At 39.5% G+C, this 13,858-nt stretch carries 11 protein-coding genes and 1 pseudogene; 4 read left to right on the top strand and 8 right to left on the bottom strand.

The features are described from left to right. Nucleotides 1–365: hypothetical protein (locus FWF39_RS09785; protein WP_343383260.1), on the top strand; the 365-nt coding region annotated here is incomplete at its 5' end. Between the two features lie 432 nt (nt 366–797). On the opposite strand, the gene FWF39_RS09780 is transcribed toward FWF39_RS09785, so the two are convergent. Beyond that, a complete protein-coding gene (locus FWF39_RS09780) occupies nt 798–3,323 on the bottom strand; it encodes a DUF4157 domain-containing protein (protein WP_343383259.1) in 2,526 nt (841 codons plus the stop codon). Between the two features lie 882 nt (nt 3,324–4,205). On the opposite strand from FWF39_RS09780, the gene FWF39_RS09775 reads away from it, so the two are divergent. Further along, nucleotides 4,206–6,908, top strand: coding sequence for an HAD-IC family P-type ATPase (locus FWF39_RS09775; RefSeq protein ID WP_343383258.1), 2,703 nt, complete (start codon nt 4,206–4,208; stop codon nt 6,906–6,908). A 313-nt stretch (nt 6,909–7,221) separates the two neighbouring features. Beyond that, entirely contained in the window at nt 7,222–7,452 is a 231-nt protein-coding gene (locus FWF39_RS09770) for a DUF2683 family protein (protein ID WP_343383257.1), read from the top strand. Nucleotides 7,453–7,583: 131 nt separating this feature from the next. Here FWF39_RS09770 and FWF39_RS09765 read toward each other — a convergent pair whose 3' ends face one another. The 5 genes from FWF39_RS09765 to FWF39_RS09745 form a co-directional block, all read right to left on the bottom strand. Continuing rightward, the gene (locus tag FWF39_RS09765) at nt 7,584–7,835 is read right to left on the bottom strand and encodes a type II toxin-antitoxin system PemK/MazF family toxin (RefSeq protein ID WP_343383256.1); all 252 of its coding nucleotides are present in this window, start codon (nt 7,833–7,835) and stop codon (nt 7,584–7,586) included. Further along, the gene (locus FWF39_RS09760; protein WP_343383255.1) at nt 7,828–8,061 is read right to left on the bottom strand and encodes a hypothetical protein; all 234 of its coding nucleotides are present in this window, start codon (nt 8,059–8,061) and stop codon (nt 7,828–7,830) included. Before FWF39_RS09760 ends, FWF39_RS09765 begins: the two co-directional genes overlap by 8 nt. 663 nt (nt 8,062–8,724) lie before the next feature. Beyond that, nucleotides 8,725–9,972 (bottom strand): hypothetical protein, encoded by a 1,248-nt coding sequence (locus FWF39_RS09755; protein ID WP_343383254.1) that lies wholly within the window; start codon nt 9,970–9,972, stop codon nt 8,725–8,727. A 522-nt stretch (nt 9,973–10,494) separates the two neighbouring features. Continuing rightward, nucleotides 10,495–11,037, bottom strand: a complete 543-nt coding sequence (locus FWF39_RS09750; RefSeq protein ID WP_343383253.1) for an NADH peroxidase — start codon at nt 11,035–11,037, stop codon at nt 10,495–10,497. Nucleotides 11,038–11,078: 41 nt separating this feature from the next. After that, on the bottom strand, nt 11,079–11,753 hold the full coding sequence (locus tag FWF39_RS09745; RefSeq protein ID WP_343383252.1) for a flavin reductase: 675 nt from the start codon (nt 11,751–11,753) through the stop codon (nt 11,079–11,081). Nucleotides 11,754–12,232: 479 nt separating this feature from the next. On the opposite strand from FWF39_RS09745, the gene FWF39_RS09740 reads away from it, so the two are divergent. Then, on the top strand, nt 12,233–12,988 hold the full coding sequence (locus FWF39_RS09740; RefSeq protein ID WP_343383251.1) for a methyltransferase domain-containing protein: 756 nt from the start codon (nt 12,233–12,235) through the stop codon (nt 12,986–12,988). A 46-nt stretch (nt 12,989–13,034) separates the two neighbouring features. Here FWF39_RS09740 and FWF39_RS09735 read toward each other — a convergent pair whose 3' ends face one another. Both FWF39_RS09735 and FWF39_RS09730 read right to left on the bottom strand, forming a co-directional pair. Beyond that, entirely contained in the window at nt 13,035–13,127 is a 93-nt protein-coding gene (locus FWF39_RS09735) for a hypothetical protein (RefSeq protein ID WP_343383250.1), read from the bottom strand. Nucleotides 13,128–13,754: 627 nt separating this feature from the next. Then, nucleotides 13,755–13,858: pseudogene (locus FWF39_RS09730) on the bottom strand (IS5/IS1182 family transposase); the annotation flags it as partial.

Genomic DNA, 13,858 nt, shown 5'->3' with positions numbered 1-13,858 from the left:
TTTTGACCATGTTTTTAGTTGGGTGGGTGCGGTATTTTTGGAAAGGTGTTTTGCAGAGTTTGGGTGGTGAGGTAGTGTGTCGTAAGATAACTCGGGTGGGAAATTATTTTGGGACAAGACACAGTAATTTTATGTATTTTTTGTTTCCCAAATCATCGGTAAGTCCACTTACTTTCCGTTTGCACGGCCTTTGCTTTGTTGCCTTTGCTTTGTTGCCTTTGCTTTGTTGCCTTTGCTTTGTTGCCTTTGCTTTGCCTCCCCTCAGCATTCATAAAGATTGGCATAATTTCAGACTGCATAAAAAAATATTGGCATATAGATTTATGGATGCTTCCGATTGTAAGGAAAGAATTTGTTCCAGTTAGAAGAATCTCACTTTCAGAACCTTTCAGAACTACTGAATACATCTGGCGGTTAAAAGTATCCAAGAATTACCCTGTTTTTGATGTAATGATGAGGTGCACTAAACTGATTCTGTTAACTTTTGAATGACAAAATAATGGATAAAAGCAAGGAAAATCTTAGCAGATTTTAGTTGCATCAGTGTTCTAAGGAGTAAACATACACAATACAGATAACATGTCAATAGAGCGCTCAATTTAGAGGTTAAAGTTAATTTCACTAAGTATAAGTATCTAACAAAACAAAGTCCTGCAGAGCATAGTTACAGAGACAGAGGGAGTTCTGATTACAAATTTATAGCCGTGTAGATTTACCGTATCCCTATTTGTTGATTCGGCAGAAAAATTTGCTTGCCGTAGCTGATCGGTCAGTTTTGTTGATTAAGATCCACGGAATCAGTAGAGCTCGCTCCATTCACCGTCACAACCCTGAGCTGGATGGGAGATTGATGGAACCACCTCCAAGAATCTAGGCATCAACAAGTAACCATAATGCTCTATTTTCAGATACTCAGTTGGTCTCATTTTAGGAACTAAGTCTGTAAATTGCAGTTTTTCCAGAGCAGATTGATATTCACGGGTAAGAAAACCCCAAGCGATGCTAGTACCCATACTAACGGCGGCAGATCCCCCTATTTTAATACCCCTCTTTAGCATTTGCTTGACTGCTGCACGCCGTTTAAAACCACTAAGGGCCACACTTTTAGAATACTCTACACTGGGTGCATTACGTGGAATAATCGTACCTGGTGGAAGCTCTGTACGAACACCACGAGTTTCTCGATAATACTCTATCCGATCCACCATATGTTCTGGAATAACTGTATCTGGAGCAAGCCCATAAACACCCTCGCTAATGGGACCATAGATTCCGGAATCTACACGATAATAGACCGTTCCAGCACTGCTCCTAGGCGTGGTCAATCCGGCTGATGTTACACTTGCGCCGACTATTTCAGCCTGCTTTCCAAGCATATCTGGCGCTTCATCATCTAGCTCTTCCTCCAAGGTCTTGCCTGTGATCCTTTTAAAAATTGAAGCCGCAGTACTCCAAGTCAGATAATCCACGCGCTCTAGGCTCCTACCATACGGGCGTGCAATCTCATAACGAGTATAAGAACACGTAGCTACATCACCCATCGTCCACCCAGTGTGAAAATGCCTTTTCCATCTTACCCCAATAATGCCTGAATAGGAATAATCTGAACCTGGTTTCCAGTCTTCATTTTGTCCAGATTTAGCTTTTGATTTTTTTGAATCTTTTCTAACTTCTAGTATTTTAAAAACCTGCTCTAGCGGCTCCCCTGTTGGGTAGACATCAACTATTTCATTATGTAATTTGGTAAGAAGTTTGGATCCAGACTGTGTTTGCTCAACGAACTTAACAGATCCAGCACCTAACTTAAGCATAAGTTCTGTAGCCACAGCACCTCTATAACCGCTTTCAGCTGAAAGCTTGTCAAGCGCTTTACTGATTCTATCAAAGTTATCCTCTGCATCTTTACCCACTTCTACACCTTTTTTTAACCTATTTTCTACATACTTTGCAGTCGTTCTAAATAGATTTATTAGTTCATCAATGGTGATACTGATCATTTCATTGCCAAACTCAATCGAATGCTGATCGTAATATTCTTGTGATTGATCTTTGTTTGCACTAGAAACTAACTTTGCATCACCAAAAACCCTTGTACGGGCTTTTGCCGCATCTATTCGTAACAACTGCTTTTGATAATTTTTCGCTACACATCCATTGTGTATTATCAGACTCATCCTCGCAAGAAGCTGTGATCCCTCTGAGTTATAATCAAAAAGTGTTGTTCCCTCTCTCTTATAGACATCATAAAGTTCTTCATCATTTAGATACATGAGGATCTCTGCTGATACAGCACCTTTTAGTTGCTTATTTGGTAGGATGTCAAGCTCTTCCGAGATTTCACTAAATTTACCTAATCTAAATAAAACACGTAAATTATCAGCAAACTGCTCCACCCAATCTTCACTAGACCGTTTAGGAACAAACTTATAATTGGTATAATAATATGCGGATTTCAAAATACCCTTAAAATACTCACTATCGAGATAACTTCCGGGCGTACATACTACTTCGATCAGCTTATCTAGAACAGTCATATTTCTCGCCATTGCTTCATCTACAAACTGTGTTCTGGACAATTTCTTTAAAAGAAGATTAACATAAGAATATTTTGAGTTAATCGATTCAGATGGATTTTGAGCTACAGCATTTCGAAAGTACGGATCAACTTTAGTCAATTCGGAAAAAATCCTCATAGTTTTCTCTCCGACAGGTTTAGTCTCCTCTTCGCTCTTTTTACAATATAAATCCTCAACAATTATATCAACGACTATGCTGAGCATATCTTCACTAAATTTATTTGCTTCATATATAGCTGATACTATGTCACTTTTGTTATTATCCTCAGCGTTTTGGATTAGTTTTGTTCCTGTTTGGGTTTGTTGTTGGTAGTGGGTTAGTTCGTGTTTGAGGAGTTCGGTGCCTTTTTGGGTGTTTGGGCTGTATTGGTTTTTTCCAAAGTAGATGTCTTGTCCATAGCAGGTTGCTTTAGCGTTTAACGCACTTGTTAGGTTGGTCGCATAATTGTCTGTGTGTACTCGAACGGATCCAAAATTGTAGCCAAAATCATTTTCCATTTGGTTTTTTGTTTTGCTGTCAAGCCCTTCGCCGCTTCCTGAAGTACCCAATTGACCTATTAACGTACTTCGTTCAGATGTAACAGCCGTTGGGTCGTTTGCGGGTAGGTCACTAAAATTATAGGCATAGCGGCCATATTCTGGGGTGCTTTGTTGAGGCAACAATAATTCTGAGACTGCAAAACTGCTACAGCCTCCGCTATTGTCTGTTTTTTTCTCAGGCCGCTTCGCTTTTTCATAAGTACTCAAAGTTATGTCACCTCTAAGGTGATAGCATTCACTTTATTGATATAAGTGCAATTGCTATTTTAAATTTTTGAGTGTCCGCTATTATCCGAACTCGAAAAAACCTTATAGGCATACTTGAACTTATTCTCTCTTTAGTGTTTAAAATGAACTCTCAAAATCAAAGCCAAAGCCGCGATTTTGAGGAAAAGCTCCAGACACAAACATGCATATCCCACCCCCTGCACTGTATATCATTTTTTAGTTGGGGATGTTTTTGCCTTTTTTAGACAATTGAAGCTAAATGGGCGGCGTTTTATTTTTCTGTGTTTGAAAGTTTTGAGTTATGTTCACATTTTCGTTCACACTATCGCTTAAGTATTGAACTGCACATAATAATTAAGAGATGTTACCCATTGGGCGTTACAACAACTCAACCAAAATCACAGAACTTCTAAAAGACGACAGACCTTGGACAACAAAAGACCTCGCACAAACCCTCAAACTAAACAGAAGCACCATAGAAAACTGTCTTGGGTGCATGTGGCGATAAATGGCTGTTATGCGGCAGTTAGGTGGTACGGGATTTATGAGAGCTTACCACAAACACCCCTAAACAAAGGACACTTCCTCAATGCCTAACCTAAAAACCCTACAACCAGCAACAACATCATAAACATCGATCATTTATCGTCCCATTTATCTTCCCGGCTATAATTTAAAACCATAACTGCAACAAAACCGATAGCACCCAAGCATTTCAAATAAGAACACACCTAAAGCGATATTGGTATTTGTACCGCCCATATTGGTTGGTTTATCGGAAAAGAATATATCCAAAATAACTGCTAAGCTTGCAAAAACCATGCACTTTGGATATCCAAATTAAAAGGTGAACCACTAAACATGAAAGAAAGCCCGCACACCACTCCATGGGAAACACTAACTGATAAAGCAGTATTGAACAAACTAAATACCGACACAAACGGTCTCTCAAATGAAGAAGCCACCAAGAGAATAGAACAGTTCGGCAAAAACAAATTACCAGAAAGAAAAAAAGATAGCATTATCAAACGATTTTTGTTGCAGTTCAGCAATGCACTAATCTACGTTTTACTTGGCGCGGCTGTATTAACCTCGCTTATGGGGCACTGGCTTGATACAGGAGTTATTTTAGGCGTTGTCATCATAAATGCCATCGTTGGCCACATCCAAGAAGATAAAGCACAAAAAGCGTTGGATAGCGTACAAAATCTTCTTTCATTAAAAGCAAATGTCATGCGTAGCGGACGACGACAGGAAATTGCTGCAGAAGACATAGTCCCAGGCGATATTGCCCTTTTGAAAGCAGGCGATAAAGTGCCAGCTGATATTCGGCTTATTAACGTAAGCCGTTTTGAAGTTGATGAATCCTCACTCACAGGTGAGTCCGTAGCAGTAACAAAAACAACCCAACCTGTTATAGCAGGCACTGTTTTAGGCGAGAGAGAGGGTATGGCATACGCTGGAACAACTGTTCGCACAGGCGATGCCACAGGAATCGTTGTCGCAACAGCGGTTGACACAGAAGTGGGCAAAATCAACACCCTGCTCACCGAAACAAAAACAGAAAGCACACCACTTATGAAAAAAATGAATAACTTGGGCAGAACCTTAGCAGTTATAATACTTGTTTTCTCTGCACTTTTAACGGTGTATGCGGTTCTCTTCACTAATGCCTCTTTAGGTGATACAGTTGTTGCGGCAGTTGGTTTAGCGGTTGCGGCAATACCCGAAGGTCTGCCTGCCGTAGTTACCATCACACTTGCGTTTGGGGTACAGCGCATGGCGAAGAGAAATGCGCTAGTCCGGAGGTTGCCTTCGGTTGAAACCCTTGGCTCGGTTACAGTGATTTGCTCTGACAAAACTGGAACGCTTACCAAAAATGAAATGACTGCAACCAACATCTACACGTCAAAGGGGGATTTTGCTGTGTCGGGTTTAGGCTATGCGCCCGAGGGCGAAATAACACTTGAAAATATACGTACGGACTTTAATGATGCCCTGTTATATCGGCTTATTCAATCTTTGGAGTTATGCAATGAAGCAGATATTTTGGAATGTGACGGCATATGGGTTCCTCAAGGCGCACCTACCGAAGCGGCACTAAAAACACTTGTCCGCAAAGCAGGATATGTCGATACGGATTCGGTTAAAATCGATGACATTCCTTTTGATTCACAGCATAAATATCGCGCAACACTGCATAACATAGATGGAAAAAAGTTTCTTTTTGTTGTTGGCGCACCTGAGAGGATTACAAGTATTTGTGGGCAACAGGCAACTTTAGATGGAACAATGCCAATAGATCACGCATTTTGGGAAGCGAAGATAGAACTGGCTGCTGGTCGTGGGCAACGGCTTATAGGTTGTGCATATGCGCAAGTAAGTAACGATAAAGCTGTCCTTGATCATAATGATTTAGATAAACGCTTGATATTTGCAGGTATTGTTGGAATTATTGACCCTCCCCGACCTGAGGCTATAGCGGCTATAGGTGTGTGTAAAAATGCGGGAATCCGAGTAAAAATGATTACCGGTGACCATGTGCTTACTGCTAGAGAAATTGCTATACAAATGGGACTGACCAATAATCCCCGTGTAATAAGTGGTGCTGAGCTTGAAGGCATAGATGATACGCAAATTCGAGAGGTTGTAATGGGGTGTGATATATTTGCAAGAACGAGCCCTGAGCATAAGTTTAGGTTAGTCAAAGCGTTGCAAGAACAGGGCGAAATTGTGGCGATGACTGGGGATGGGGTGAATGATGCGCCTGCTTTGAAAAAGGCCGATATTGGGGTGGCGATGGGCATTAAGGGCACTGAGGTAACAAAAGATTCTGCAGAGATGGTGTTGGCGGATGATAATTTTGCATCTATTGTTTCTGCTGTGGAAGAAGGCCGAACGATATATGATAATATACGTAAGACGATTTTGTTTATTTTTGCGACAAATGGTGCTGAAGCCTTGGTGATGACGGTTTGTTTGGTTTTAGGTTTGGCTTTGGCGGTTACTCCTGTGCAGATTTTGTGGGTAAATATGGTGACTGCTGTTACTTCGGCTCTTTCTTTGGTTTTTGAACCACCCGAAAGAGATGTTATGCGTAAGCCGCCGCGGACTCCAAAAGAGTCATTGATTGGTTCGCGTTTAATCCCGCATATGGTATTGGTAGCGGTAATTATCACATCGTTTACAATGTTGTTTTTTGAAATCTATAAAAGTAATTATAGTTTTGAGTATGCAAGAACGATGTCTGTAAATATGCTTGTTTTTGGGGAGATGTTTTATCTTTTTAGTTGTCGCAACATGCATCATACGATTTTTGGTAAGGATTTTTGGAAAAACAAAATGGCATTTATCCTTGCAGGTGTATTGATACTGATCCAATTAGGGTACACCTATCTGCCTTTTATGCAACAATGGTTTGACACTGTTTCACTAAGTGCAGTGGATTGGTTGTATCTGTTTGTGGGTGGGGCGATAATTCTTCTTGTGGCAGAACTTGGAAAAATATTAACGGGTTATGTTAGGCGATGTTACCCTGACAAAAAAGTTCAGGATGTCTCGTAGAAGATTTATACTTTGGTGGAAATATGTGCACAAAAAGTTTGCGCTTTTTTGTAAAATGATGAGGATAAAAGCATAGGGTAAACAGTGCAAAGCGGATAATGATTTACGTTTTGCTTGTAGGATAAGCTCTTTGAACGCTGTTAGAATTTGTTTGTCAAAGTTTTGTTATTTTCTGTTGTGCTAAAATCTGTTTACCAACAAAAACTTGTAATGTTGCGAGTTTTGGAAAAAGTACAAAATGCCTAATGAATTAGCACAAAAATAGCCGAGACACATATAATTCAGATTAACACCACATTAATATGATGTTAATATGGTTAAAGCCATAATAGAAATTGATGAAAGAACAAACAGAGTACTCAACATAATCAAAGCCAAACACGGCCTCAAAGACAAAAGCCAAGCAATAAACCTAATGGCACAACAATTTGAAGAGAACCTCTTAGAACCAGAGCTAAAACCAGAATTTATCGAAAGCCTAAAAGCTTCTAAAAACGAAAAAACCATAAAAGTCAACGACTTCACAAAAAGATACTCCCAGTGATCACGTGTACTCCTTAGAAGCGGTTGAGAAAGTAGACAAAATTTTCAAGAAACTACAAATTATTTTAGTTAATTTTGAGGTTGCTGAGACGTTTAGTTAGTTCAGAATGGATTAGTTGCTTCTTTTCAGCGTTAAGATGGAAAAGTACTTTTTTTTGTCATTTCAGTTGAGATGGTAAAGAGGTAGTTTAGTTTTATAACACTGTATTTTATGGCACCTTCAGATTTGCTGAGGGGTATTCCTTTCATTTTGAGATTACTTGTTATGCCAGCCACTATTAGGTTACCGAATTCTTCAAAAAGAACTATGGCAGGCCTTGTTTTCACTTCGCTTGTATCAGTGAACTGTATTGTCACAAGGATGACATCCCCAGATTTAGGCATTTTCCCAAGCCTCGTCCTCGTCGTTGTCCCAGAGTTCCTTCATTTTTGCTTGCTGGATAGTGTGTAGAAATTCATCATATTGCTTTCTTTTTTTAGATTCTTTGGCTGTTTTTATCAAGTTTAGAATTGTTTCGTTGTAGGTTTCTCTTGGGTATTTTCGAATATTTTTTAGTTCTTGGACAGCTGACTTTGTAAGTTGTATTGTGGTAAGTTTTTTGTCACTCATTTATAATCAACTATAGTTGTTTAGTTGGTAACTATAATATTTTATGGTTATCTTCAATCTTGAAAAATGGAAAGTGCCCACCGTCATAACTAAAAAACATAAAAAAGGAAAAAGCAGGCAGAAAGAAACCGGTTATAGGTCGATGTAGAGTAAACCCCCGGCACCTTATCGCCTTTCAGCGGCAGGTATCACTATTAACGAAGCAAAGACGGCGGCCACCATACGAAGGTACGAGCACCACGATAACATTTACAAGTAAAACTCACAAACCAATCAACGACACACAACAACAAATGTGAAAAATTACATAAAAAGACTAATTGTGTTCGACCCTGTGAACGACCCCGTGAAGCTATCTCCCTGCACCAAACAAATGTGTCCGGTTCTCTTCCTCAAACATCGGCTCAAAAAACAAAAACAAAATCTCTGACTTTAAAAATCCCAGAACATACAAAGGACATGTCAACAAACAAACCAATTCACGACTACGCCTAACACATAAAGCAAAACCGACACAACATACAACAACTCCCAAACGGCACGTTAGGGCTACAGTTTACATATTTTTTAAATGGCAGCTGTTTTTGTAAGCACAATTATTTTTGTTTTTGTTGAATTAGCGGGTTTACACAGCATGTTGTTGTAGCTGATTTGGTCTAGTCGTTACAGTTTTTGTGTTCTTTTAAAATAGAAAAGTAAAACTGCCATAACAACAGCCAAAGTTATACCCACAATCCCTATACAAATAATCACAACCTCCTTCAAACTAAAACTATCACCATTAGATGTCCCACCACTACCACCACCAGATGAACCGTTATTACCGTTAGATGTTTCACCATCACCACCAGATGGTCCAGTACTGTTTTCAGGGTATACATTAGCGCCCTCACCATAAAGGCCAGTGAAGGTGTTACCTGAAATCTCGCCGCCAATCCATTCAAAAATGTGAGCATAACCATACACGCCACCGCCAGTGTAAGCGGTGTTACCAGAAATTTTTCCACCCGCCATCGTAAATTTACCACCATGATTGTGTACACCCCCACCATCACCCGCAGGAGCTGTGTTACCCGTAATCTCACCACCGGACATAACAAAAACGCATTTCTCAGCATAACTACCACCAATAGACACACCACCGCCACCTCCAGATATGTGTGTTGCTGTAGCGTTATTGTTAGATATTTTGCCCCCCATCATCTCAAAAACACTCGGCCAACTATTGTACACTCCGCCACCACTACTGGCTGTGTTGCCTGTAATTTCGCCTCCAGACAAAATAAAAGTACCCCAATTTACTACCCCTCCACCATTAATGTTATTAGAAATTCTGCCGCCTAACATCTTAAAAGTACCCCTGTTATCTACTCCACAACCGTTTGCAAAGATTTCATTCATGTGCGCATGATCATCGGGATTAAAATAGTAACCACCAATATTGCCAGTGATTTCGCCGTTAAACATGATAAGTGTGCTGTCTTTGCTAGTAGTTACTCCTCCACCGATTTCACCTGTTTTATGAGTTACAATAATGCCATCGAGAGCTAGTACTCCACCGCTGTCAACAGTAATAGTGTGTCTATTAACTACACCTATTAGTTTGAAAAATCCAGAGGCTTTGTTACTTGTTAAGGTGATCTCTTTACCTGCTGGAATGGTGAGGGTGGTTTCTGTTAAAGTGATGTCTTTGTTAAGTGCAATGATTGTAGATTTTGCCGAATTGTTAATGGCGTTTCTGAGTTCTGTTTCAGTACTAACTACTTTATCAGATGCCCCAGACACAAAAGACGAAACACCGCCAAATACTGAGACAACGTAAGAAGAAAACAACAATACCACAAGCAGTAAAGAAACAAAAAAGCCTTTACTGAAGAAACCGCGAAAATTAACTTTAGATTTAACATTCATACGCATGGCTGTAACCTTTAGTTTATCTTCAAATCTAATGTACGCTAAATACTGTTTATATGCATTATTACAAAAGACCCAACGGGAACAAAAGACCGTTGTTCACATTTTCGTTCACACTATCGCGTAAGTGTTGAACTGCTTTTCTCTTGTATATAATCAAAGTTGGAGAATGAGAGATATCTGCTGAGGCGTATGCGGCGAGGATTAACATACCGCTTGTGAAAGCTACTGATCTAAGGGTAAACTGTGTGAGAGAGGTTACTCGAGGAGTTAAAGATTCAAAGTGTTTGCAGGGTCGCTAAGGATGAAAAAGAGGTATGCGATATTCTTTCTCTATTTGGGAAGTTCCTGATAAGGCTATGGTTGTTCTTGCGGAAGTTATTAAAGGGAACAAGTTGTGTATGCGTTTGAGCGTATGCTTGAAAAAGATACAGGTGCAAAATAATAGTTAATAAAAAGGTAGTGAGTGAATTTTAGAGTTTGGTGAATCTTGCCGAGATACAACGCTAATTGAAGCGTTTATTTAAAATATCTCGCCAATAACCCCTTGAAAGCCTTGCCATGCCGTGCTTCATCACGAGCCATTTCATGTACAGTATCATGAATCGCATCCAAATTTAACTCTTTAGCGCGTTTGGCCAGTTCAAACTTTCCAGCAGTTGCACCGTTCTCAGCTTCCACTCGTCTTGTAAGGTTTTCTTTAGTACTGTCAGATAACACTTCACCCAATAATTCAGCAAACTTGGCAGCATGTTCAGCTTCCTCATATGCAGCTTTTTCCCAATACAGACCAATCTCAGGATAACCTTCACGATGAGCAACGCGAGCCATAGCCAAATACATACCAACTTCAGCACATTCGCCGTTAAAATTCATGCGCAAACCGTCAATAATCTCTTGAGGGACGCCTTTTGCAATACCAACTGTATGCTCAGCAGCCCAAGTCATATCTTGGTTCTGTTCCTTGAATTTTTCAGAAGGCGCATTGCATTGGGGACACTTTACAGGGGGAATATCCCCCTCGTGGGTATAACCACATATAAGACAAACAAATTTTTTCATTGTATTTTTTTCTCCATTTATGTTTTTTGTATTTATTTTTATTACTGGGAAGATGAGTTTTTTAAGTTAAGTTTAAATTTGTTTTTAGGTGCTTCGCAAATTGGACAGGCATAATCGTTAGAAAGTTGTTCAAACTCGTCTGTGCTACTGGGGTATTCGTAGCCACACACGCTACACACATAGACCTTTTTAGCGATATCCGTTTTTTCTGATTCATTCACATGAGTTGGAGCGTTTTTTTGTGTCTTTCCCTTTATGACACTACGATAATACGCATATGTCATTGGGGGTTCTTTGAACAAATTTTCAGCTTCCTGCACTTGAGCTATGAAAATTGTGTGTGTAAAATTATCGACAAAATTAATCACTTTACATTGCATATAGCCCGTAATGCCTTCATTTATATACGGTAGCCCAGAGGGTGTCAACCCAAATGGAACCTGTACAAATTTATCCTTATCGCGGCTACTGCTAAATCCAAAAATTCCAAAGATATTTTCTTTTGTTTTTTCGGATAAAATTGACACAGTAAATTCTTTTGTTTTTTTAATACAATCGTTTGTGTAATTATCCTTGTTGATACATACAGTTACTGTCACAGGGTTGGAAGTAGATTGCGTTACTGTATTGACAAGGCAACCTACATTTCTTTTTCCGTCTTTTGCGCCAATGATGTATAAACCATAGGACATATTAAATAAAACGGTAGTATCCATGAAATCAGCTCTTGCTTTTTTGCTCAGTTACGTCAAGTAAAAGATACTAGCGATTAAATAATATTATGGTGCAGATTTAGATTTATCTTTTCCCGAATTTATTGCCGCTTTTTCTTCACAACATGTTCTCCTTCTACAATAGCTATCAAGAGCCATTGACACTAATGGCACCCCCTAAAACAGCAAAAATCCAAAAGATAACTAATACAAAAATACACGAACTTTTTTCTCAGTCATTTGCCTATTCAAAGCAATAACCAACAGAGACATCGACTTGGAAGATACTCGAAAGTAAACCCAAACCAATCAAAGACACATGACAAAGCCCTAACCTCTTAGCAGGTTCTCCAACAACTATCATGTTCAACTAAATTTTCTGGTCTACCCCATCGTCTTGGATCTTCAATGTCAACTCATCACCGGCCCTTTAAATCAGGTAAATTTAAAGGGCAACAAACAAACATTGAAAGAGAGTAGAAATGAAAAGATATCCTAAATCAGAAAAGTATGACGTAAACTGGATTGAACAAAATTGGATGGGCCCAAATCCACTATGGCTTCTTGAAGATTTATGTGGACACATGAACTTGCGTCCAGATATGAAAGTTTTAGACATGGGTTGTGGCAAAGGAAGTACCAGCGTGTTTTTGGCAAAGGAATACGGCGTGACTGTTTTTGCCAATGACCTATGGATAAGTGCTACAGATAACCTGCGTCGGTTTGAAGAGGCAGGCGTTGCGGACAAAGTATTTCCCATTCATGCGGAAGCCCATGCGTTACCTTATGCAGATGGTTTCTTTGATGTCGCCATATCAATTGACAGTTACAATTACTTTGGCGCAAGTGAATCATACTTTCCTGAGATGTTTTCAAAACTTGTAAAACCTGGAGGTCAATTTGGAATTGTTGTTCCCGGGTTTAAACGTGAGTTTGAAAAAGGATATCCTGAAACATTAGCAAAGTTGTGGGTTCCAGAGTTATTCACGTTGCACAGTAACAAGTGGTGGCGTAATCTTTGGGAGAAAACTGGACTTTGTGAAATCCTATCATGTTATGATATAGATGATCCAAAAGGGTTATGGCGACCTTGGGCAGATTGGGCTGTGAAGAATTTTGAGAAGGAATTTGAAGATGCTGGAGGGGGCGGAGATTTTGATGTCAAGCTTTTGGAAGCCGACATAGACAATGACCTTGCGTTAATTGCTTTAGTGGCAAAGAAAAGTCAAACAAAATAAGCCTTATCGGTGCCGTTTGGGTTTTACTCATGTACGGCGTTAGGGTTTATTTTGAATGGATTGCGTAATTCTCATCTAGTAAGGGTTTTCCAGCCTTATCCACAAGTAAGGTTAACCCGCCTGCACTACCCCAGTTCACAAAATGATACTGTACGCCTGTTTTGTGTCCGTAATGATTCTTGTTCCTTCCATTCGTCCCTTTTTGTCACTTAAAATAAATCGTTCAGCCATTTTCAGCTCACCTTTTTAAAACCTAATTTTTTACCTCTCACACACTGTCATTATGAACAGTGTAATAAAAATTTTTTATTATTTATTATATGGTAAGTCGCGTCCAAGTAGGACGTTTTGTGAATTTAAATCGTAAGAGCCACATCAGACAAAACGGCATCTTGCCCGGTGTGATTACGGAGTTGCAATTCCACTTTCAGAACACCTGTTCTTTTTCTTTTTTAGGTGAAAAAATGAGGTTGTTGTAGCGACAACAATGCCAACCGTTAGAATTATTTAGCTATAACAGTCACAGTTAAGAAAACCCATAGAGGTTCAGAGGAAACAAAGGAAGAATTACCCATGCCTATGACCTATTTTATAGACCTTGCCAGAGCCATTACAAGTGTTGAAACAGCCATGTTCAATCCGCTAATCAATTTGGCCGCATCGCCATCCTAACCCTAATCTGTCTTGTGATAGGCACATTCTTCTTTGCAAGATCTGAAAAAACAAATAACCTGCTCTTCTTTTAGTTAATAGACCTCCTCGGGATTTAGTTTTGGTTTTCATGGTTGATTAGACCGCAGATTAGGGCTGCTCGTATTTCGAAACGTTTACGTCTATTGCGATACTTGTTTGCCAAAATTTTAAACACCT

It is taken from the genome of Candidatus Bathycorpusculum sp. (genome assembly GCF_009778815.1).
GTDB lineage: Archaea > Thermoproteota > Bathyarchaeia > Bathyarchaeales > Bathycorpusculaceae > Bathycorpusculum > Bathycorpusculum hydrogenotrophicum.
Note: the sequence above shows the minus strand (reverse complement) of the source record. Positions and strands in the feature narration are given on the sequence as shown.

Coding starts and splice junctions, on each gene's coding strand:
- FWF39_RS09755 (WP_343383254.1), bottom strand. CDS start 9,972: ATGAATGTTAAATCTAAAGTTAATTTTCGCGGTTTCTTCAGTAAAGGC.
- FWF39_RS09745 (WP_343383252.1), bottom strand. CDS start 11,753: ATGGATACTACCGTTTTATTTAATATGTCCTATGGTTTATACATCATT.
- FWF39_RS09740 (WP_343383251.1), top strand. CDS start 12,233: ATGAAAAGATATCCTAAATCAGAAAAGTATGACGTAAACTGGATTGAA.
- FWF39_RS09760 (WP_343383255.1), bottom strand. CDS start 8,061: ATGAGTGACAAAAAACTTACCACAATACAACTTACAAAGTCAGCTGTC.
- FWF39_RS09770 (WP_343383257.1), top strand. CDS start 7,222: ATGGTTAAAGCCATAATAGAAATTGATGAAAGAACAAACAGAGTACTC.
- FWF39_RS09775 (WP_343383258.1), top strand. CDS start 4,206: ATGAAAGAAAGCCCGCACACCACTCCATGGGAAACACTAACTGATAAA.
- FWF39_RS09750 (WP_343383253.1), bottom strand. CDS start 11,037: ATGAAAAAATTTGTTTGTCTTATATGTGGTTATACCCACGAGGGGGAT.
- FWF39_RS09765 (WP_343383256.1), bottom strand. CDS start 7,835: ATGCCTAAATCTGGGGATGTCATCCTTGTGACAATACAGTTCACTGAT.